This window comes from Chryseobacterium phosphatilyticum, from assembly GCF_002899825.2.
Taxonomy (GTDB): domain Bacteria; phylum Bacteroidota; class Bacteroidia; order Flavobacteriales; family Weeksellaceae; genus Chryseobacterium; species Chryseobacterium phosphatilyticum.
In genome coordinates this window covers 1,076,823-1,099,528 of record NZ_PPED02000001.1, presented here as the reverse complement: position 1 = coordinate 1,099,528, position 22,706 = coordinate 1,076,823, and the positions used below count along the sequence as shown (strand labels likewise).

The window sequence follows — 22,706 nt, the reverse complement described above, 5'->3', positions numbered from 1 at the left end:
TTATTTTAAGGTATGAATGACAGATTGGAAAAAATTGAACATAAAAATTTTATCAAAGAATATATCCAGACCATTTTCGAGGATGAAATCAGTGTGGGTTCTTGTATGAGCAACAACATCTTCTTCAACAAATACAAACCATAATTCTGTAAGCCCATGTTCTTTTCTGAATTCTTCTGAAGCGTTACAATCCGGAAATGAGGAAGACTTCAGGTCCCAGAATAAAATTCCTTTCTTGTGATCTCCACATTTTACAATATTAACAGGATGTTGAATATAATTGAGAATCTCCAGGGTTGAATCATAACATTCTACAAAATGATGAAGGTCAATGAGCTGTATTACTTTTTCTTCCTGCTGGGATGCTGTCATAAAAAAACATTCTGAAGTTATTTCCTGGGTTAATTCGTTAAATATTGCTAGTTCCATATTCCGTATACATTAATTAAACAGGACAAAGGAAAACAGAATATGATGACATGGATTTTTTTTTATACAAAAACACCGCTATTTTATACAAAACCGGGTGAGAAATATTCGTATAATAAAATCTGGGTTTGGTATAAAATTTTAGATATTACCTGTGGTATTGCCTATTTTTGTTAATTATATATGATTAGGAAAAGTATGAAACACAACCCCTGGAAATTTAAAGATACTTTTGTAATGGACTTTCTGATAGAGAGCCGGTACAAATTGTACAGACATCTGTTGTTTCTCGTTTTCTTTTTTTTCATGTTATATAGTGCAAGGTTCTGGCATTGGTATTCGGGAGACTACGGATATTACGTCTTGTTATTCGTCTATACTGTGCTGATAGCAATGGTGTATATTAATATTTATGTTCTGGTGCCCCGGCTTTTCTTCAAAACACAGTATGTAGCCTATCTCATATTACTTGTGTTAATGGGAGTGATAGGGCTTAATATCATAGGTTGTGGTTTTAGATCTCTTTTTGCTGATTTCAGGATTGAACACCTCCGAAAAGAAGGTGAAAGAGGGAGTATATATGAAGGTATTCTGATGTGCATTCCTATTATTCTTACCACAACAACAGTAAAGCTTTTGCAGAAATGGATCAATGATAGTAAAAGAATCAATGAACTGAATAATCTGACATTGCAAATGGAACTGAATGAGCTCAGAAACCAGATCAACCCTCACTTTTTGTTTAATATGCTGAACAATGTAAAAGCGTTGATCCGAACAGATCCGGACAAAGCTTCTGTGGTTATTATAAAGCTTTCCGAATTTCTGAGATATCAGCTTTACGAAAACAGTGAAGAAAAAACTTTACTGACTTCAGAAATTGATTTTCTGTCTAATTTTTTAAATCTTGAAAAAATAAGGCGGGAAAATTTTTCTTTTGAAATTAAGACGGAAGCTGATAAAAGGACAATAAGCAGTACTTTCATACCCCCGAATCTGTTTACCACTTTTGTAGAAAATGCAGTGAAACATAGTGTGGATATGAATGGTGAAGAATCTTATGTGAAAGTTGAAATAAAAGTGAATGCAGGGCATTTAAGTTTTATCTGCATTAATTCCAGGAATCCTGATTACTCTGTTGCCGATAAAAATAGCAGCGGACTGGGGCTGGCCAATATTAAAAGAAGACTTGAGCTCCTTTATAATGATGCGTTTGAGCTGAACACGATTTCTGAACGTAAAGAATATACCGTTATTTTAAAAATTTCTGTCTGATGAATTGTATAATAGTTGATGATGAACCTTTAGCAAGAGGAGAGATGCGATCTCTGATCAATGAAATTTCAAAGATTGATATTCTTGGCGAATTTTCCAATGCTCCTTCTGCTCTGGAATTTCTTAAAGATAATGCTGTAGATCTTATTTTCCTTGATATTGAAATGCCCATGGTAACAGGACTGGAATTTGCGGAAATGCTTCCCAAAAAATCCCTGATTATCTTTACCACAGCATATTCTCAATATGCTTTAAAAAGCTATGAACTGGAAGCTGTTGATTACTTGTTGAAACCTATTGATCCTCATCGGTTGCGCAAGGCCCTTGATAAAGCCGTTTTGTATACGGAACTTTTGTCTAAAGATACCGTGAAAAATACCGTTGAATCAAATACTGCAGATTTTTTATTCATCAAAGCAGATCGCCGTTTTTATAAAATTCCTTTTGCAGATATTAAGTTTATTGAAGGATTAAAAGATTATGTGGTTATCCATACAAGGCAACAGAAGCTGATCACTGCTATGAATCTGAAAACCATCCATCAGAAAATCTCTGAGGAAATATTTATCCGGGTCAGCAAATCATACCTGGTGAATGTCAATTTTATTGATTCATTTGATAATCACAATATATACATTGAAGATGCCGAAATTCCTTTGGGAGAGGTATATAAATCTGAGTTTTTTACTAAATACGCAGGAGGCTTTTTGAATAATGATTAGCTGTAGTAATGGATAATTTTACTAAACATCTGTCTTGTTTTATGCAACATATCTGCTAAGAATTTCCGGGAAAACATTCTCTATCAATAAAGCCTTTGGTCTTTTTTGCAATAAAAGCTTCTCCTTTTTCCCTTTCCTGTTTGTTTTTTAATTAGTTTTTGCTCACAAAGAGGGCATACAGATTTTGTATGAACAAGCCAATGCTTTTTCAGGGTAAATTCTCTTTTCCATTTCAGAAAATCAAAGCTGTAATTTCTGGCTTGGGTAATGAGTTCTTTGAGTTTTTTATTCGGAAGATTTCCGATCAGACTTTCAGGCTGAACTCCGATTCTGAAAAGAACTTCATTTTTAATAATATTGCCAACTCCGGAAAAAATATCCTGATCCAGTAAAGCGTCACAAACCATCATTTCAGCATTCTTTTTTAGTTTCTTTTCAGCCTTTTTAGGATTCCACTGATCGCTCATAATGTCTGCTTCCCAGTCGATCGTGGAAAGGTGTTCGGTTTCAACGGCTTTTACAGAGCAGGTATAAAAATACATCCCACCTTTGGCAAACAAAAGTGATAGCCGCAGACTTTGATCCGGTTTGGTTTGCTCGTCAATACTATATGAACCAAACATCAGTAAATGAATACGAATGGCAGCTTGATCAAAAACTAGATAGGTTTGCTTTCCGAAAGTCCGGATTTCAAGCAGAGTTTGCCCGATAAATGGCTCTTTTTCAAATTTGGCATTACCTGAAGCTCCTGTAACTTGTTTTCCAACAAATAGCTGCAGGCTTTCTTTCATTAAAATGATGGAGGGTCCTTCAGGCATAATCTATAGTTTCAGATAAAAGTCCAAATATTATTCCGTAAAAACACAAAAACTGAGTAAAAAGGAATTTGAAAAGGTCGGAAGTGTTTAATATCTCTGACCTTACTATAGATGTTATTCCATTCGGATTACTGTTTTTGTCCTACAAAACGAATAACAGAGCCGGTTCCGTTATGGAATAAACCTTCCTTAAGTTCAACCTCTGTTTCTTTAAGTTCTATAATGTCGTAACCGGGAAAATCAGTTTTGATTTCCTCAATAGAAAATAGAGATTCTATATCACGAGGCCCGCCTACTTTTTCATTTTTTGTAACATATTCAAGATGATTTTTACTGAAAGCTTCAAAAATGATGAACCCTCCTTTATGGAGGTATTGATCCAGCATTTTATGAATTGAAGATTTGATGTCCGCCGGAAAATGAGCATATATCAACGCAATTACATCAAATTGTTGTTCCTGATAGCCCAAAGCAGACAATTCACCAACCTGATAATCGATGCTTACATTATTTTGTTGTGCAAGTTGTAAAGCTTTATGTCTGCCCTGTTCACTGATATCAAATGCTGAAGCTTGCCATCCCTGTAATGCAGCGTATACAGAATTGCGTCCTTCACCGTCTGCAGGGAATAAAATAGAACCTGGTTCCAATGATTCAAGCTTTTCCTGTAAATACAGATTGGGTTCTGTTCCGTATACAAATTCTTCATGGGTATACCTTTCATTCCACTTATCAAGCCACGTATTGTCTGTCATTTATAATAGTTTTTATTTTTTCAAATGTAGGATGTTTTTACCTGTATTGATCAATGGAAAAAACTCTCATAACAATAGATTTTTTGAATGATAATGTATGTTTAAGAAATATCTGAATACACTTCCATACAATGAAAATTTGGAGTAATTTTGAAAAATGATGAATTTAAACCAGATTTTTACCAATCAACGTACAGGAAACAATCCACAGACTAAAGTTTCAAGAACTGATTTTCAAAGAGATTTCGATAGAATTATCTTCTCTTCTGCATTCAGAAGATTGCAGAACAAGACTCAGGTTTTCCCACTTCCCGGAAGTGTTTTTGTACATAACAGGTTGACACATTCACTGGAAGTTTCATCTGTAGGTAGAAGTTTAGGAAGTATTATTGGTGAATTTATTGCAGAAGATTTCAAAAATGATCTGACAGAAGAGGCAAAGAATTTTTATTTATACAACTTAGGAAATGTAATAGCTGCGGGATGTTTATGCCATGATGTGGGGAATCCTGCATTTGGACACTCCGGTGAAGATGCTATTGCAAGCTATTTTGAGAGAAATGAAAAAGACCTGAAGGCAAAATTCAATGATAAAGAATGGGCAGATCTGGTTAATTTTGAAGGAAACGCCAATGCTATAAGGGTACTGGCTCAGCAACAGCAAGGGAAAGATGCAGGAGGTATCCAGCTTACTTTCTCCACATTGGCAAGTATTGCCAAATACCCATGTGAAGCTATTGCTAAGAAAAAAGGAATCATTCACAGAAAGAAATTTGGTTTCTTCCAGAATGAAAAAGATATTTTCCTTGAAATTGCTAAAGGAACCCAGCTTATTTCTGAATGTGAAGAACCTCATATATTCAAAAGGCACCCTTTTGTATGGCTTGTAGAAGCTGCCGACGATATTTGCTATAACATCATTGATATGGAAGATGCCCACAGATTGGGAATCGTTTCTACTTCTGATTGTGAAAACCTGTTCTTTGAATTGGTGAAATCAGAAAGCAATGATATTGATCGCGTTAAGAATAAACTGAGTTCGATTTCCAATGAAAATGAAAAGATTTCTTACCTGAGAGCAAAAGCCATCAATGCATTGATCAATAAATCGCTGGAAATCTACAAACAAAATTTTGGAACCATTCTGGAAGGAAACCTTAATCAGGGACTTCTGGATGTCTATAAATCTGAAAACTCTGCTTTACAGGATATCGAATCATTCTCTATTGAGAAGATTTATAATCATAAAGCCGTGGTTGAAATTGAAAATGCCGGATACAATGTAATGTACGAATTGCTGGATCATTTTATTCCATCCATTCTGAAACCGGATGATGAGAGAAAGTCCTATGATAAAAAAGCATTGAAACTGCTTCCGAAACAGTTTGTCTATGAGACCGGAACAGATTATCAAAAAGTTCTTGGAATTATTGATTTTGTTTCAGGAATGACCGATAATTATGCAACTGATTTGTACAGAAAAATTAAAGGAATAGATATCGGAATGACCGTTTAGTTTAAAAATAAGTGGTATATTTATAAAAATCGTTAACCATTTGTAATGGTATTTTGACCTTTTAAGATTGAAGAACTATAAGGAATTTTAACGAAACATAGATATTAACGACTTATTATAAAAATTAAACCATGGGTATTTATCTTGCGCCCGTTATCTTTTTCGGGCTTATCATTTTATTCGCATCGTTTTTTGTTGTAAAACAAGAGACGGCAGCGATCATAGAACGTTTTGGAAAATTTCAGGCTGTAAAACATTCCGGACTTCATCTGAAGCTTCCGATTATTGATCAGATTGCTAAAAGACTTAATCTGAGAATTCAGCAGCTTGATGTGATGATTGATACAAAAACATTGGATAATGTATTCATCAAAATGAAAGTATCGGTACAATATCAGGTGATCAGGAATCAGGTAGGAGACGCTTATTATCGTTTGGAAAATCCTGAAAACCAAATTACGTCTTTTGTTTTTGACGTCGTACGTGCAGAAGTTCCGAAAATGAAACTCGACGATGTTTTTGTAAGAAAAGATGATGTTGCTATTGCCGTAAAAGGAGAACTTCAGGAGGCAATGAACAGTTACGGATACGATATTATCAAAGCCTTAGTAACGGATATTGATCCTGATGAGCAGGTAAAGCATGCGATGAACAGAATCAACGCTGCTGAGAGAGAGAAAACAGCGGCAGAATACGAATCTGAAGCACAGAGAATCCGTATTGTAGCTGTCGCAAAAGCAGAGGCTGAATCTAAAAAGTTGCAAGGGCAGGGGATTGCAGATCAGAGAAGAGAAATTGCCAAAGGTCTGGAAGAGTCGGTAAGGATGTTGAATAATGTAGATATTAATTCACATGAGGCGTCAGCCCTTATAGTTGTTACCCAGCATTATGATACATTACATTCTGTGGGAGCCAGCAATAGAAGTAATCTTGTACTTTTACCCAATTCACCTACTGCAGCAAGCGGAATGCTTAATGATCTTGTCGTTGCCATGACCACAGCTAATACAGTAGGAGAGACTACCAAAGGTACATATCCGGATCCGCCAAAAAAGGAAACAGGTTATTAATAGTGGAAAATTGAAAGAGGACAGCTGTTACAGTCAAAAATAGAGATGAAGACTTTTTTACTTCAGCTCAAGTGTAGACTTTAAACGGATTCCTATAATAAAGAAAAAAATCTCCTGAAATTTCAGGAGATTTTTTATTGTTACTTCTTTGTTTTAGAAACCTGTTCTACCAAAGTGTACTTTATCGAAGAGGCATCCGCTGGTGGATTTTCAATTTTTTCTGTTTTTACTTTCAAAACATATTCATATCCCGGTTCGTACGTAAATCCTTCAATGTTGCTGTAGAAATTCGTCCAGCTTTCTGAAGCTTTTTCTTTTACCTGCATGCACTTCATACGCCCTGCTCCTGCAGAGCAGTCTACTGTTTGAGGGCCTACAATGATTGTTTTTTCATTAGCGGCAACGGTTTCTTTTTTAACCTTAGAAACTTGTTTTACCAAGGTATATTTTATAGACGAACCGTCAGCTGGTGGATTGGCGATTTTTTCCGTTTTTACCTTTAATACATATTCATATCCTGGCTCATACGTGAATCCTTCAATGTTAGTGTAGAAGTTCGTCCAGTTTTCTGAAGCTTTTTCCTTTACCTGCAGACATTTCATAGGCGCTACTCCTGTACAATCTGCAGTCTGTGGACCTACGATGAATGTTTTTTCATCACCGGAAGAAAGTGCGCTGGTTGTTGTACATTGTGTCATTGCAAATAATGCTAATGCGGGTGCTGTTCCCTTTAGAATTGTTGCTAAAATTTTCATAAACTTGATTTTTACGCGATACCTCGCAATTACCATGCCGAAATTTTTTCTATAATTGTCGTAGTTCTGCTATTGCTTTTTGGTTTTTTAATTGTTTAATTTGAACTTGTTAATGTTTGTAACCAGAAAACATAATTTTTACAATAAATATGGAAAATCAAGTTCAAGTTGAAAATTATAAGATTCAACAACCTGAAATGTGGGCCGGAAATATCGGAGATCAGGAATTACAAGACCGAATCAAGGACTCTGAATTTGCGAAAAAACAGATTGATGAAGGAAGAGATTATTGTTATTTTTTAGATAAAAAATACTACAGCAGCAATACCGAGAATAGCGAATATGTTTTTATGGCTTACACTTTAAATGAGCCGGGAAACCTCGAAAGGGCCTCTGTTTCTGATATTATTGTCGAAGAAAATGAAGTCTATCAGATTCATAGAATCAGTGTTTTAAGAGATGGGGTGCTTATTGATAAAATTCCGGATACGAAAATCAAAGTGTTGGATAGTGAAAATCAAAGCAGCGGAGGCGTTTTAAGCAGTAATAAAAAGATTAATATTACGATAAAAGATCTTAGGTTGTATGATGTTCTGATTTTGGAAGATACGCGGGTAAAAGTATTTACAGATCGTGACTTTTTGAGAAAATCATTTTCAAAATATGTATGGGTAAGCCCCGATAATTATTGGGCATATGGTCTCTTCAAGTTTACATTTATCAATGAACGTGAGCAAAGGGTAGCTTATAAAAAGACTTTTTTCAGGGATGAGATAGGGAATGTTCTGGAACCCGAAATTAATTATTTAAACAAAGGTGAGCAATTCGTGATTGAAGAACAGAACTATATCAATCCTGTAGATTCCGGACGTGAAATTTTTCCTTATATCGATTTTGCTACGGAAAGTACCTGGAAAGAGCTTTCAAACTATATTGTCCCAATGTATGATGAAGTTTTAAATACATCTTTTTTAAAGGATTTTGCACCCAATCTTATTGAAAAACTTGATGCTATTTCAAATCAGGACGAAAAACTTCAGTTTGCTATTGAATATGTGCAGAATCATATCTATTATATTTTTAATGCAGATGAAATGAGTGGGCATAAGCCACAGGAACCATCTGTAACGTATGAAAATAAACAGGGGGATTGTAAAGCGAAATCCGTTTTACTGAAAATTATTCTCGATTATATTGGAGTTGATGCATCTGTAGTATTGGTTAATTTTAATACAGATTATTATATCAAATATTATTTACCGTCATTGCTAAGCTTTAATCACGTTGTGGTAAAAGTAAACTATAAGGGTGAGGAATATTTTATTGACGCTACGACTCGTGATGAATTCGGTTTAATTGAAAACAGAGGATTTATTTATTTTATGCAGTACCTGGAGGTGAAAAAAGATCAGGAATTACAGATGAGAAAATCCTATAAATTCCCTTATTTCTGCGTGGATGAGAAAATTGATTTTCATGTTCAGGGGAATATCGGGAAACTTAATCTGATCACTGTCTATAAAGGAAATAGAGCCAATGCAATGAGAAAATATTTTAAAAATACAAATAAAAGAGAGATCATTGACAGCTGGAACAGTTTCCTGTTTTATAGCCTTAATTATTCTAACGACAGGAACGGAACCGATGTAAGAAATATATTTAAAGATGCTGTTATTGATGTGGTAGGTGATGATAAAAAGCTCAATGAAGTAAAGATTCAGTATACTGCGACAGTGGATAATCCTTATTATGTAGATCCGCAGAAAAATCGTTTTCTGATGTACTTCGACAGAAATCTGGTAAAGGCCGGCGCAAGAGATTTTATGCATAAAGACTTACCTTTCTGGCATAATTACGATAGCGAAAAGTATGAGATCAACCTATATACAGATCAGAAAATTGATACGGGTGAAAAATATACCGTCCAGGAGAGTACAATCACTAATCCTTATTTTGATTTCAAAAGCCGTAAGAAGATCAGCAAGAACGGAGCCAGCGTATTTATCGAGTATAGTCCTTTGGTCAATCTTGAAATTCCGCAAAATGAGTTTGAAGCATTTAGAGAAGATCATCATACGATTGCTGACAGCAATTTTGGATTGGGAATTGATATTATCGAACCGGGATTGATAAACAGTCTTAAATTTAGTTTTAAGAAAAGGTTTAAATAGAAGTCTTAACCTAAGTTTAAGGTTTTGGGCGGGCAGCAAAGCTGCCCGCCCAAAACCTCTTTTACTCAATTATCGTATATTCGCCCAAAATAGGCCCATTTCAACAAGTTTAATAATGCATACAATACTTCCCGTTGCTTTTCTTATAGCAACTTCTTCGCTGATCAATGCTCAGCAACTTAAAAAAGACAATGTTATTGGTTTCTGGAAATTAAAAGAAGCCGGTTTCTATGAAAATAAAGAGAAAGTTGTTAAAAACTTTGACAATTGTCGTCTTATGAGAAATTATGCTATCCGCGAAGATGGTTTTGCGGTGTATAATTACTTTGAAGGAAGTACAGGTGATTGTAGCCCGTCTGAACCAAGACTTTCCTTTTGGAGGATTATAGACAACAGAATTCAGTTTTTTGTTGATGATAAAAATATCCTGGAAGAGGTTGTTGTGACTTTGAATAAAGATAAAACCATGACATTTTCGGACTATAAACCAGCTTTTGTTAAGATTGACGGAGATGCATTATCGGAAAAAGTTACGAATACCATTCATTACGATATTCTTGAAAAACAATATTAAAATGGACTTCAACTGATGATATTGTCACCTTGTTAAACAAGCGTTTTTTGTCATTTAGAGACTAAAAGTAAAGAGTTACGGTTATTGATTCTGGGGTTTCTTGTCCGGAATTATAAACTTTTGTTTACCAATTAACAATTCAAAAAATAATCTGAAATCCGAAATTAAAGACCACAGCGGATATTTGAATGTTGCAGGTTTATTTCTTTCAATCACTGCATGACTGAACCAGGCAAAGCCATATCCAAAAATAGGGATGTACCATAGAAAACGTTCCTTTCCGGAACTGATGACATATCCGATCACAAAAAATACGAGTAATGTACCTATAAAGTGGAAAATTCGTGTTCCTGTTTTACTGTGTTCGGTAAGATAAAACTGATAAAATTCCCTATATGTTTTTATTCTTTCAGACATGGCAACATTAGTTTAAGGTTTATCTTAGGTTTGTAGCAATAACTTTGCCGATCTGATAAAAATAAAAGAAGAAAAGGCAAAACTGCTAAAGGAGAATATTGTTATTATCTTTCTGCAGTTTTGCCCTTCCGTAGTTTTTGCAATTTTGCTTTTACTTATTTCTTAATTCTTTTCCAAGTTTACTGTTCTTGTATCCGTAGAAGAAGTAGATGACCATTCCGATCAGGAACCACATTCCAAACCAGAACCAGTTTTCGTGGCTCATCCCTGTCAAAAGGTATAAGCATGAACTTAGGCCTATTAAAGGAATTAATGAAAGATTTTTTATAAAAGTTACCACACACAAGATCAGATTAATGATAATAAAGAAGAAAATAGAAGCTCTGAATTCCCCTTCTTTAGCATCAGACCAGTCCATCAGAGTATGGAAAAACTCAGGCTGCCAGTAATAGAAAGCAATCAATCCACCAATGAAAACAACAGGGAAGATCATTTTACCATTTACATAAGGAAGATGAAATCTGCCTTTGATTTTTTCTTTGGCAGGAAGAAGAAGAACTCCTGCACATACCAATACGAATGCGAAAATGGTTCCAATACTTGTAAAATCAAGAATGAACGTTTTATCTGTAAATAAGATGGGAATACCTACGACAATTCCGGTTACAATAGTTGCATAGGAAGGTGTTTTGTATTTAGGATGTATCTTCTGAAATCTTGAAGGCATTAATCCGTCACGGCTCATAGCATACCAGATTCTTGGTTGTCCCATTTGGAAAACCAATAGTACTGTAGTGATGGCAACAATCGCAACAAAGGAAACAACAAGCTCCATCCAGGCTACATTGGCATTGGTTTTCTCAAAAATAAATGATAAAGGATCTCCTACACCGTCAAATTTCTTGTAGTCCACCATTCCTGTTAATACCAATGTTAAAGCAATATAAATTACAGTACACAAAACAAGGGAGATAATCATTCCCTTTGGAAGTGTTTTCTGCGGATCTTTTGTTTCTTCTGAAAGTACACTTAGGGCATCAAATCCAATATAAGCAAAGAATACTCCTGATACAGCACTCATTACCCCGGCAAAGCCATTCGGCATGAAAGAGGGGGTACCTGTCGCTGGGCTTATAGGAGTCCAGTTTTCAGTGTTTATATATGCAAAACCTACCAGGATTACAAGTAGAATAACTCCCAGTTTTAAAATAACCAAAGAGTTGTTGAAGTTCTTACTTTCCTTAACTCCCACATAGCAAAGCCAGGTGATGAGCCCATTAATGACTAAAGCCGGAACATCGACAATGAATTTTAAACTTCCCAATAAAGGAGCGGTGTTCCATGCATTCAATAATTCTTTATTTTCTGATCCGTATTGAACCGCTTTTCGCGCTTCTGTGTAGCTGCAGGTAAGATAATCAGGAATATGCATTCCGAGACGGCCTAAAAAGCTTGTGAAATAATCTGACCACGAAAATGCAACATAGATGTTTCCGAAAGAATATTCCATAATTAATGCCCAGCCAATGATCCAGGCTATCAGTTCTCCAAAACTGGCATAGGCATAGGTATAAGCAGAACCGGCGGTGGGAATTCTACTGGCAAATTCAGCATAACATAAAGCAGTAAATCCACAGGCGAAACCACAAATCAAATATAGAAGGATTACACCGGGACCACCTCTGAAAACGGCTTCTCCCAAACTGCTGAAACTCCCTGCTCCTATAATCGCCGCAATACCAAAAAATACAATGTCCCATACACCTAAGACTCTTAACAGTCCTGTTGAAGTATCTGTATCTGAATAGATTTTTCTTCTAAAAAGTTGACTCATTCAATAACTATATTTGATTTGAAAAAAAGCAAATGTAATGATTTTTTATTTTGATGTTAACAGTTGTTAACGACATTTGGATAAAATTACTTAACCAGACCTGTCTAGTCTTTATAAACAGGTATTTCCACATAGCTGTCATTGTACCATTTGATTTCTAAAGGTTTCCCCGCATCTTTGATCGTTTCATCACTTACATCTTTGCCTGTACCGTAATTGATCTGCCAGTTAGGATTTTTATTAACTCCTACCAATAGCAGTAATTTACTCCCTTTTTCTATTTTTTTGCTGATAAATATGGAGTTATTGATCGGAATCTGTTCAATGGTGTTCGGACTCAGAAGTTTTCGTACCGCATTATCTTTTGCATAGCTGGCTCTTACGATATGGGTAGATAATAAAAAAGACTTACCATCCGGTTGGATCTGATATAAATAAGTATCTGTATCAAAATCTTTTTTGTTGATGGAGACGTTAAAAACACCTGACAAGTTTCCACTGATGATCATATCCTTATCGAATACTTCACTTTCAAAAGCAATCGAATGAGTTGTCTTTATACTATCTTTTTTACCGACTTTATAATAGCTTTCTTTTTGGTCTCTGTTTGTAAAGTCAACAATTTGTTTTGTGAAATTTTTGGTTACAGGCTTATCAAATACTGATGATGTGTTTTTTTTGTCCTGAAGATAGAATTTCAAGGTGGAAGTATGCATTTTATCAAGATCAGAAACATGTTTCCAGGTGTTGGTATTCATTACCTGAAAATTAATCCTGTCTTTTAGAATTTCCGGCTTTTTGCCCCCTTTAAGAATGTAATCAAACCATGAAAAAGCAAGGTCATCAATACTTATTCTGGCCACCGGATCAATAGGATTGCCGTTCACATAAGTAAAACCGAAACTTTGGGCTCCTCCATGATTGTAAGGTCCTATAACCAGATAATGATTTGCATTTTTATTATACTGATGATGTTGTTTAAAATAATAGAGTGCACCGATCTGATCGTCATCATAATATCCCGTCGTCGTTAAGATCGGAATATTTATTTTACTGAAATCTTCTTTATAAGGAACCATTTTTTGCCAGTATTCATCATATCCCGGATGATCCAGCCATCTCTGGAAGATCTTACTTGGTTTACCACTTATCGAATCAAGAGATCGGAATGAAGTACCGCTCTTATACCATTTTGTATTGATGGAGTCCCATTTTGTGGCATTGGCAAAGTCTGGTTCATCTGTAAATTTGTTATTGGTAACATATTGAATCCATTGCAGCATATAGCTCATGAAGATATTATTTTGAGCAGGGTAGTCGATCCCAATACCTACAGCGACCTGAGGGACAATGGTTTTTAATGCGGGATGCGGCTTTTTAACAGCAGCCCACTGGCTGAAACCAAGATAACTTCCCCCGATCATTCCCACTTTTCCGTTGCTCCAGGGCTGTTTGCTTACCCAGTCTATTACTTCATAAATGTCTTCTGATTCATGCTCAAAAGGGTTGTTTATACTAGTACTGTTTCTCTTTCCGCGGGTATTGACAACAGCTCCTACATAATTATACGTAGCAGCTCTCCTTCCGAAGAAATCATCAATTGCTCCTGCATAAATATTATTAGTAAGAATGACAGGAAGTGGAGAAGTATTGTCTTTTTTTCGAACAATGGTTATGGTTAGGATATTTCCGTTTTTTAACTTCAGATCTTTGGTTTCTGTAATGAATCTTTCTTTACATTTTGATGCCAGCAATTGCATCACCTGAGGTTTAATACCCGAATAAGTTTTATAATTCAGGTAACTTTTGCATAATGATAGGGCAGTTCCATAATCAATACTGTCTTTATCTTTTTGTTTGTCCAGTACTTTTTTCAAAAGTTTTCTGGATTCCTTCACATCCCCATCAAGGGCAAGTCCAAGTCTGGGAACCAGTTTTTCCGGAAGACTTTCATATTTTTGATGAAATGCTTTCTGAAGCGCATTGGAAAATGTACTGTTATTCTCCTTTTGAATTATTTTAGCCATGCTGTACAATTCCAATCCTATGAATCGGTATCCACCCATATTGTGATCAGCAAAAAGACTACGGTTTTCAGAAAGACTCGCTATTGATTTTTTATAATCCTGTGCCAGCATCTCTAAACGGAAGAGAATATCCAGGTAATCAATTTTGTTTTCCGGTTTGTGCTTGGTGGTTTGTAGCTGGGGAATCATCTGCAGAGCCAGATTGGGTATCTGTTTTTCCAGAACAACAGAGTCTGTGACTGCCGTTTTTGGAAAATAAAACTTTTGTGCCTGCATCAGGTTGACAAAAATTAATGCTAAAAGTATCTTAAATTTCATGTTATAGGATGTTTATGGTATGTTTTTAGCTGCTGTTGAAAGAGTATCACATCAAAAATATGTTTTTGATAATTGATTACTAAAATTGTTTATCTTTTTTAGCAGACTAAAGTAAGAAATTTTATCATGAAACAGTGAAATGGTTTTCATTGTTATGAAATCATTATTTTTAGGTATTACATCTGCGAAAACTTGCTTAAACAATAAGTTTTTAATATTTTCGTTAACTTATTTAGACTAATTTTCTTATATCGAGAAGAATGAAATCAAAAAAAATACTTTTAGCGGCTGCCGTGATCTATTTCGGAATCTCCGATGCTCAACAGTCCCAATATTTTACCCAGAAAGAAAATTATAGATTCAATCTAGCTGAAAATCTTTATCAGACAAAAATATACAACGCCTCCCAGTATGAATATGCAAGACAATATTTCTACAATCAGAATTTGTCCCGTTCAAAGAAGGAAGGTGCGCAGTTTTTTGATAATGTGATAGGAGTGATTCTTCAGAAAAACCATGCTGAAGATGGATTAACGGCTTTTATGAAAGAGTATCCAAACTCTGCTTATTTTGCTCAGGCTAATCTCCCTCTGGCAGATTACTATCTGGCAAAAAAAGATTTTGATAAAGCGTTGGAAACTTTGAAAAAAGTAAACCAATATCAGCTTTCTAAAGAGGAAAATACACAATATATTCTGAAACTGGGATATGCCAAGTTTATGACAGGAGATTCAAAAGGAGCTACAGATGCTCTGGAAGAAGCTTATAAAACGGCTGACCAATCTCAAAAGGGAGATATTGCCTATATGTTGGGACATTTATATTACAGCAACAGGCAAAATGATAGAGCTTTCCAATATTTTGATTCTGTAAAAAACGATGAAAAATTCTCAAAGCTCGTTCGCCCTTATTATGTACAGTTGTATTATAATGACAAGAATTATGACCAGGCAATTTCAGAAGGTAATGCTTTGTTGAATGAAAATATTTCAGAATCTTATAAAGCTGAGGTTCATAAAATCATTGGGGAAAGCTACTTTATGAAGAATGATTATAATTCGGCATATCCTCACCTTAAAGATTACCTGAATGTACAGCAGAATCCATCTGAGAACGATTTGTATGAAATGGGATTTGTAGCTGCCCAGCTGAAAAAATATGATGAGGCGGTTTCTTATTACAACCAGCTTACCAACAGCAATTCTGCATTGGCACAAAATGCCTACTATCAATTAGGAAATGCCTATCTGGCCGTTGATAAAAAACAGGAAGCTCTTTCTGCATTCCGCTCTTCTTATCAGATGGATTACGATGCAAAAGTGAAAAAGCTGGCTCACGAGCAATATGCAAAATTGAGTTACGATATTGGAAACCCGTTTGAAAGCCCGTCAGGGGTCATTCAAAGCTATATCAACGAAAACCAGAATGCTGCCAATGCATCAGAAATGAGATCATTATTGGTGAAGTCTTATCTGTATTCAGGAAACTACAAAGAAACGCTGAACGCGATCGACAGATTGCAAAGTTCGACGCCTGAAATCAACAAAGTGGATCAGGAAGTTTCTTATTTGCTGGGAACAGAAGAGTTCAACAAAGGAAATTATGATGAAGCAGAAAAGTATTTCTTAAGAAGTCTTGCTTTTAATATCAATAAAGAATTTAACAGCAGAGCATTGTACTGGCTGGCTCAGGTCTATTATCAGAAAGGAAATTATCCGTCTGCGATTGTTCGTTACGAAAAACTTCTTAACGAGAATTTCCCTGAAAAACAACAGCTACCTTACGATTTAGGATATGCATATTTTAAATCTAAAAAATTCGACCAGGCTGCAACGTACTTCAAGCAGTACCTGACTAATCCGAAACCTGAGTTTAAAAATGATGCAGAACTTCGTTTGGCAGATATTCATTATGCCAATAATGATCTGAATGAAGCAATTGCGATCTATGATAAAAATGCAGATGCTACAGATTATACCGTGTATCAAAAAGCAATGGCTTTAGGATTTAAAGGAGATACTCAGGCGAAGATTACCAATTTAAAAAATCTTTTATCTCAATATCCGGACTCGGAATATTATGATGATGCACAATACGAAATAGGAACAGCATATGCCGCTCAGGATGACTTTGCCAACTCCAATGACTATTTCGGAAAAGTGATCAAGACCTCTTCTGATAAGGATCTTATTGCCAATGCTTCTATTTATAGAGCTCAGAATTATATCGACCAGAATCAAAACGATAAAGCATTATCTGAGTTGAAATCATTGGGAGAGCAGTATAAAAATACTACATATGCTCAGAAGATTGTTCAGGCGGCAAAACCTGTTTTCACAAAGAACGGAGATGTAGGAGGATATGAAAACTTTGCTAAAAGTATTGGGGTAAATGTTGACGCTTCTGAAATCGATGAGATCAATTTATCTACAGGAAAACAATACTTCTCTAAGAAAGATTACAAGAACGCTATTTCTTATTACGAGAAGTACCTGACCCAAAATCCTACCGGGGAAGGATTGTACCAGGCGAAGTATGAATTGGGAGAAAGTTATTACCAGACCAACAATTCAACAAAAGCTTTACTTGTGTTACAGGAAGTAGCTGGAATTCAGAACGATTACCAGGATGATGCACAAACTCGTTTAGCTCAGATATCTATTGCTCAGGGCAATACAGCGGAAGCTAAAAAGTATCTTGAAAATATCAGAAACTCTTCAGATATCAGCATTAAAAATTATGCGAATGTAGAGTTGATGAAACTATATGCGGGTGAAAAGAATTTTTCCGAAGCTGAAAAACTGGCGAATGCAGTAATTGCCAATTCCAAGAATTCTTCGGCTGTGATTGAAACAGCAAAAGTAATTAAAGCCAGAAGCTTAATGAATTCAGGAAAAGATAAAGATGCACAATCTGCCTACACTTCTCTTGAAAAATCGTCCAATACTTCGGTAGCAGCAGAAGCATTCTATGCAAAAGCCTATTATCAGAATAAAGGAAAAGCATTCAAATCTTCGAATGAAACAATCTTTAAGCTTGCCAATAATTATGCATCAGAAGAATACTGGGGAGCAAAAGCTTTGGTATTGATGGCTAAAAACTATATCGGTTTAAAAGACAATTATCAGGCAAGTTATACATGTGACCAGATCATTGCGAATTATAAAGATTTCCCTGAAATCGTGGCAGAAGCTAAAGAGGTTAAAAAGCAGATTAAAAAGTAAAAATGTAGTATCCTATTCATAGAAGTGCACACTGATGTACCGGATGTGAATACACAAATACACCCAATAGTAATGAACAGAAAAATTCAATTATTATCCATATTATTTTTAGGGGTTTCGCAGTTTGCGTTTTCCCAGATCAAGGAGGAAAAGCTGGTTCTTAATAAAAAGAGAGAACCGGAGGTGAAGAAGATCGAGAAGAAGAAAACTTCTGTGGAAACCATTAAAAATTATCCACCGGAAGAGAAATCCCAGAATCCTGTGAAATACAACATTACAGATGTTCCTGCGGTTTCTGACTTCAAAACTTCAACGATTCAGGGGGAAGATGTTGCTCCGAAATTTGACGGAACTGCCCAGAATAATTACTTCCAGTTTGGAATGGGTAATTATGGCAAGATCCTGTTGGATGGAAATGTTTCCAAAACCCTTGAAAACAAGATTGAAGTAGGAGGAGATGTTCATGTATTGTCTACCAATGGTCTTAAAAAAGAGTATGACTGGAAATCAAAACAAACTTCAGCCACTTTTGCAGCATTCCTTAATTCCTACGGGGAGAAAGGAAAGTTTAATGTGAATGCCGAGTATGGCTTAAATAACTATAATTACTACGGTATTTATGCGATGCAGCCTTCTGCAGATGTTGATCTGAAACAGAATGTAAACCAGTTTAAAGTAAACGGATACTATGATTTCTATTCCAATGAAATTTTAAATGATGTCAGAGTGAAGTCTTCATTCCTGAAAGATCATTTTGATGCACAGGAAAATCAGGTTTCCATCCTTGCAAACTTCTCAAAGCATGCCGTTGAGCTTGGAAAATCCGGGATCAATCTGAATGCCGATTTAGGAGTTGGTTTGGACGCTGTAAAGACTGATTTTGCCATCAGAGATAAAAACTCTTCCAATTTCTTCAATACGAATCTGACCCCAAAAGTAACCTTCAGAAAAGGGGAATCTTATTTGATGCTAGGATCTTCGTTCTCCTTCCTGAATGCTAAGAACTCCAACACTCAGATGGATCAGTTAAAAAACAATAAAACGTATTGGTTCCCGCAAGCTGAATTCCAGGTGGCAGCGGCTAAAGAATTTAAATTCTATGGTGGAGTAGACGGAGGTCTTAAACTGAATACATACGGAGATCTTCTACAAGCTAATCCATTTTTGGTTTCTGATCAATATTTAAAGCCTACGGAAACGAAATATCATTTCTATGTAGGTTTGAGAGGGGATATTGATGAAACTGTAAAATATGACTTCTCTGCAGGGTTTGGAAAAATGAAAGACATTATGTTCTTCAGAGCCAACGGACTGTTTGATATTGATTTTACTTTGAACCGTTCACCGTATAATTTTGCCAATACATTCTCTGCCGTTTACGATGACGGAAATGTAAGTGATATCAAAGGGAGTATTCAGTATTTCCCACTTGCCAATTTAATTATTGACGGTGATTTGAGGTTTACCAAGTACAGTCTGAAGAATTACGACAATATTTATAACGTTCCATTGTTCAATGCGAGCATCGGTGCAAAATATACAATGCTGGATAAAAAATTGTTATTGGGCTTTAAGGGAATCTTTGCAAGTGACAGAACAACAAACTCTTATATGATCGAAGGTGTGGCAAATCCAAACATGGTTTTCCAGTCTACAGAGAACACCAACGATAAAGTTGGAGGTTATGCTGATATAAATCTTTCCGCAGAGTATAAAATTCACAAAAATTTCAGTATTTTCGCACTCGGAAATAATCTTCTAAGCTCAAAATACCAGACGTACAAAGGATATAAAGTCTTAGGTGCTCAGATTCTGGGAGGAGTGAAGATCACATTCTAAAATTTAAGTAATGAGTAATTAATAATAAACTATATTTGTATACTTCATTATTAATTACTTATTCTCTATAAAAAATGGCTTCGTAGTTCAACTGGATAGAATATCGGATTTCGGCTCCGAGGGTTGGGGGTTCGAACCCCTCCGAAGTCACAGATTGCCCCTTTTTAGGGGCTTTTTTTATTTATATATCTGAGAACTTACTCAAACAATGGAGAAAGTTGGATAAAGGACGTTGATAAGATGCAAGAAGAGATTAAGAAGGAAATGCCAGTGTCATCAAATACAGTAACTCCCAACTAATTTTCTTGTCTTTGTCTTATTACTCTCATAAAACAAAGAACATTATAGAAATAATACTCCACTCGCTAAACAAGGACATCATTTTTAATAGAAAGAACAAAATAAAAAGTTCAAATTTTATCTTGAAAATGTAAAATCAAGGCCTGTACCCCTTAAAAAATCAATTTTCATTTTGAATAAAAAGAGGGGAGATTTTCTCAATTACAGATGAAGTAAATAAGATGTAATGTGTTGATAATCTGATGTGTAAAATTGAGTTATTATTCAAGTTAACCTGTAAATTACTGTAAATCAGTATTGTAAATATATTTTAATAATGTGACAAAATTCCATATTAATTAATAAAATTAATTTGTACATTTATTTCGTTATTCATGACTGTATTTTGTTGATAATTAATGTAGTATGTGTTTTTAAGTATGGTTCTGTTATGATACGGAGTCATATGTTTGAAAATAAAACTACCCTTAAAGTTAGCAACCATTAAAACATAAAGTCATGAGTAATGAAAATTTTAACCCTCTTGAACTTCTTCGTACAAGGTTCAGGTATCCGTTCCCAACTTTAAAAAATCCTCATGCAGATCAATTGCAGCACATAACAGAAACAGAATGGATTGATGGTGAATATAGGTGGCTGTATCAAAATAATCCTGATCTGCGTAAAAAGTATAAGAATACCAAAACTGCCCACATCGCAGCTCAATGGTTTCCTACTGCATCTGCTGAACGTTTCCGACCCATCTGCAGGCTAATGCTCTGGACCCTCTACAATGATGATTTGTATGAGGAAAGCAACCCTGATGATATTGATGAGGTACATGCCCAATCAATTGCTATACTGAATGGGGAAATCTCTGTTGCTCAGTCTACAATACCATTGGCTTCTATGCTGGCTTCATTAAGACAAGAATTGATTCAGTTTATTCCCCAGGAATCGATAATTCGATTTAGTCAAATGATCAGCAGATATTTTACCGGACTGAAAAAAGAGCTGGACTATAAAAAAAATAAGTTTTTCCCGACTGTGATGGAATGTATTGCTTTAAGAGAGGACTCAATCTGCCTTTATCCTTTTTTGCAGCTTACAGAAGTGGAAACAGGGGTTATTCTTCCTTCTGAAATTCACGAACATCCGGTAGTACGCCGGTTACAAGCGCTGGCATGCCACCTGGTGACCTTTTTCAATGAAGTGCAATCCGTTATGAAAGATGAAGCTACTGGAAGCATTTACTATAATATCGTGAAAGTAATTCAGAATGAACATCATCTGTCTCTGGAAGAGGCATGTCTTGAAGATCTGCGGCTTCATAATGAAGATCTGAACGAGTTTGTTGCATTGCAGGCATCACTTCCTGATTTTGGATCCTGGCATGAAGCTGTGGTGAACTGGGTACATTATATGAGCATGGTACTGAGTGGCTGGAAAAATATATCTACTAAACTTGACCGCTACAATGCAATGGCATTTCCTCAGGCAAATGAACTGAAAGAAAGACTAAGCCAACTTTAATGTAAAAATCAACAGGATTTACAATTATATATAGCAGTTTGGGAAAAATGAAACTGCTGAAAATAGAATCCTATTTTATTAAACTAAAACCATATGTTATGAACAAACAATTTAACGTACCCAAACCAGTATACCCATGGGAAACTCTTCACAGTCCTTTTGCAGGAACTTTAGATAATGAAGAAACGATCTGGTATGATCAGGATTATCAGTTTCTTTCAAAGGAATCTATGGCAAGATATAGAAAAATGCGCTTAATAGATGTGGGCCCCTTTATGGTACCCGGTGCTACCGAAAAAGAACGAATTCTTCATGCTACCCGTTTTGCGATCTATATGACAGTAACCGATGATTATGCTGAGCTTTTACCCTTAAAAGAAATTGCAGCTTTTAGAGACCGGATCTTTGAGGTTATGATGGGGGATGAGCCCAGGCCTGATGAATTAGGAATATTCCGCCAAATGCATACTAACAGAAAAGAATGGATTGCACTCGGAATGCCTGATTTCTGGCTTGAGCGAATGGCTAAAAAATATAAGTATAATTTTGTTACCGATGGAATTATGGAAGAATCCCCTTATAAGATCAGTAAGGAAATTCCTCCCATTCCTTTATTTCACTTAATTCGTGCCAATTCAATAGGTATGATTCCATTTATTGATTTGATTTGTCCGACAACGGGATTTGCTTTGCCTGATTTTATTTATAATCATACTGTTATCCAGCGTATAATTATGCTTCAGTCGATTATAGTTGCCCTGCAAAACGATTTTGCAACGATCGGAAAAGAACTTGCAATAGAATCAGAAATGTTCAATATCATCAAACTGCTCATGCATCACAATAAAATGTCTTTTGATGAGGCCTGTAAGGAAGGAATGAGAATTCATGACGAGTTTGTAGATGAATTGGTAACGTTGTCCAACAATTTACCGGATTTCAGTCCATATCAAAAAGAAACAGAAGAATTTATTTACTACATAAAGCAAATGATCAGTGGGTTAAATAACTGGTATTATCAAAGTGGGACAAAAAGATATGAACCTGGTGGATTTGCAGTACCTCCCAATGGAAAAGGTGAAACGCTGGAGCGGGTTGAAATTAAATTTTTTTAAAGGGTAACTTCAACAATTCATCTTTAATTTCAACC

At 35.6% G+C, this 22,706-nt stretch carries 17 protein-coding genes and 1 tRNA gene; 11 read left to right on the top strand and 7 right to left on the bottom strand.

Going from position 1 to position 22,706, the window contains the following annotated elements; genetic code table 11:
• Complete coding sequence (locus tag C1631_RS04995; protein WP_103250112.1) at positions 1-429, bottom strand: hypothetical protein; 429 nt, start codon at positions 427-429, stop codon at positions 1-3.
• Positions 430-627: 198 nt separating this feature from the next.
• On the opposite strand from C1631_RS04995, the gene C1631_RS04990 reads away from it, so the two are divergent.
• On the top strand, positions 628-1,704 hold the full coding sequence (locus C1631_RS04990) for a sensor histidine kinase (protein WP_109710862.1): 1,077 nt from the start codon (positions 628-630) through the stop codon (positions 1,702-1,704).
• Entirely contained in the window at positions 1,704-2,426 is a 723-nt protein-coding gene (locus tag C1631_RS04985; protein WP_103249712.1) for a LytR/AlgR family response regulator transcription factor, read from the top strand. Before C1631_RS04990 ends, C1631_RS04985 begins: the two co-directional genes overlap by 1 nt.
• An 83-nt stretch (positions 2,427-2,509) precedes the next feature.
• On the opposite strand, the gene C1631_RS04980 is transcribed toward C1631_RS04985, so the two are convergent.
• Positions 2,510-3,244 carry a DNA-formamidopyrimidine glycosylase family protein gene (locus tag C1631_RS04980; protein WP_109710860.1) on the bottom strand — a complete coding sequence of 245 codons (735 nt, stop codon included), beginning with the start codon at positions 3,242-3,244 and terminating at the stop codon, positions 2,510-2,512.
• A 128-nt stretch (positions 3,245-3,372) separates the two neighbouring features.
• Positions 3,373-3,999 (bottom strand): class I SAM-dependent methyltransferase, encoded by a 627-nt coding sequence (locus C1631_RS04975; protein ID WP_109710858.1) that lies wholly within the window; start codon positions 3,997-3,999, stop codon positions 3,373-3,375.
• Between the two features lie 160 nt (positions 4,000-4,159).
• On the opposite strand from C1631_RS04975, the gene C1631_RS04970 reads away from it, so the two are divergent.
• Both C1631_RS04970 and C1631_RS04965 read left to right on the top strand, forming a co-directional pair.
• Positions 4,160-5,515 carry a deoxyguanosinetriphosphate triphosphohydrolase gene (locus C1631_RS04970; protein ID WP_109711473.1) on the top strand — a complete coding sequence of 452 codons (1,356 nt, stop codon included), beginning with the start codon at positions 4,160-4,162 and terminating at the stop codon, positions 5,513-5,515.
• Positions 5,516-5,646: 131 nt separating this feature from the next.
• Complete coding sequence (locus C1631_RS04965; protein ID WP_109710857.1) at positions 5,647-6,585, top strand: SPFH domain-containing protein; 939 nt, start codon at positions 5,647-5,649, stop codon at positions 6,583-6,585.
• 140 nt (positions 6,586-6,725) lie between these two features.
• On the opposite strand, the gene C1631_RS24325 is transcribed toward C1631_RS04965, so the two are convergent.
• Complete coding sequence (locus tag C1631_RS24325) at positions 6,726-7,340, bottom strand: DUF4377 domain-containing protein (RefSeq protein WP_228441024.1); 615 nt, start codon at positions 7,338-7,340, stop codon at positions 6,726-6,728.
• 149 nt (positions 7,341-7,489) lie between these two features.
• Between C1631_RS24325 and C1631_RS04950 the strand changes: the two genes are divergently transcribed.
• Together C1631_RS04950 and C1631_RS04945 are read left to right on the top strand one after the other, a co-directional pair.
• The gene (locus C1631_RS04950; RefSeq protein ID WP_109710855.1) at positions 7,490-9,511 is read left to right on the top strand and encodes a hypothetical protein; all 2,022 of its coding nucleotides are present in this window, start codon (positions 7,490-7,492) and stop codon (positions 9,509-9,511) included.
• A 115-nt stretch (positions 9,512-9,626) separates the two neighbouring features.
• Complete coding sequence (locus C1631_RS04945; RefSeq protein ID WP_109710853.1) at positions 9,627-10,085, top strand: lipocalin-like domain-containing protein; 459 nt, start codon at positions 9,627-9,629, stop codon at positions 10,083-10,085.
• An 81-nt stretch (positions 10,086-10,166) separates the two neighbouring features.
• Here the strand turns inward: C1631_RS04945 and C1631_RS04940 are convergent, their stop codons facing one another.
• The 3 genes from C1631_RS04940 to C1631_RS04930 all read right to left on the bottom strand — a co-directional run bounded on the left by C1631_RS04940 (position 10,167) and on the right by C1631_RS04930 (position 14,681).
• Complete coding sequence (locus tag C1631_RS04940; protein ID WP_109710851.1) at positions 10,167-10,502, bottom strand: Mpo1-like protein; 336 nt, start codon at positions 10,500-10,502, stop codon at positions 10,167-10,169.
• Between the two features lie 151 nt (positions 10,503-10,653).
• The gene (locus tag C1631_RS04935; RefSeq protein WP_109710849.1) at positions 10,654-12,336 is read right to left on the bottom strand and encodes an APC family permease; all 1,683 of its coding nucleotides are present in this window, start codon (positions 12,334-12,336) and stop codon (positions 10,654-10,656) included.
• Between the two features lie 104 nt (positions 12,337-12,440).
• Positions 12,441-14,681: a CocE/NonD family hydrolase gene (locus C1631_RS04930; protein WP_109710847.1), complete on the bottom strand. Its 2,241-nt coding sequence runs from the start codon at positions 14,679-14,681 to the stop codon at positions 12,441-12,443.
• A gap of 260 nt (positions 14,682-14,941) precedes the next feature.
• Here C1631_RS04930 and C1631_RS04925 point away from each other — a divergent pair, with 260 nt between their 5' ends.
• From C1631_RS04925 to C1631_RS04905, 5 genes are all read left to right on the top strand, one after another.
• Entirely contained in the window at positions 14,942-17,905 is a 2,964-nt protein-coding gene (locus C1631_RS04925; RefSeq protein ID WP_109710845.1) for a tetratricopeptide repeat protein, read from the top strand.
• A gap of 72 nt (positions 17,906-17,977) precedes the next feature.
• Entirely contained in the window at positions 17,978-19,744 is a 1,767-nt protein-coding gene (locus tag C1631_RS04920; protein WP_109710843.1) for a TonB-dependent receptor, read from the top strand.
• A 76-nt stretch (positions 19,745-19,820) separates the two neighbouring features.
• Positions 19,821-19,894 (top strand) — tRNA-Arg (locus C1631_RS04915).
• Positions 19,895-20,542: 648 nt separating this feature from the next.
• Positions 20,543-21,556, top strand: a complete 1,014-nt coding sequence (locus tag C1631_RS04910; protein ID WP_109710841.1) for a terpene synthase family protein — start codon at positions 20,543-20,545, stop codon at positions 21,554-21,556.
• Positions 21,557-21,654: 98 nt separating this feature from the next.
• Positions 21,655-22,671, top strand: coding sequence for a terpene synthase family protein (locus C1631_RS04905; RefSeq protein ID WP_123966592.1), 1,017 nt, complete (start codon positions 21,655-21,657; stop codon positions 22,669-22,671).
• The last annotated feature ends 35 nt before the right edge of the window (positions 22,672-22,706 follow it).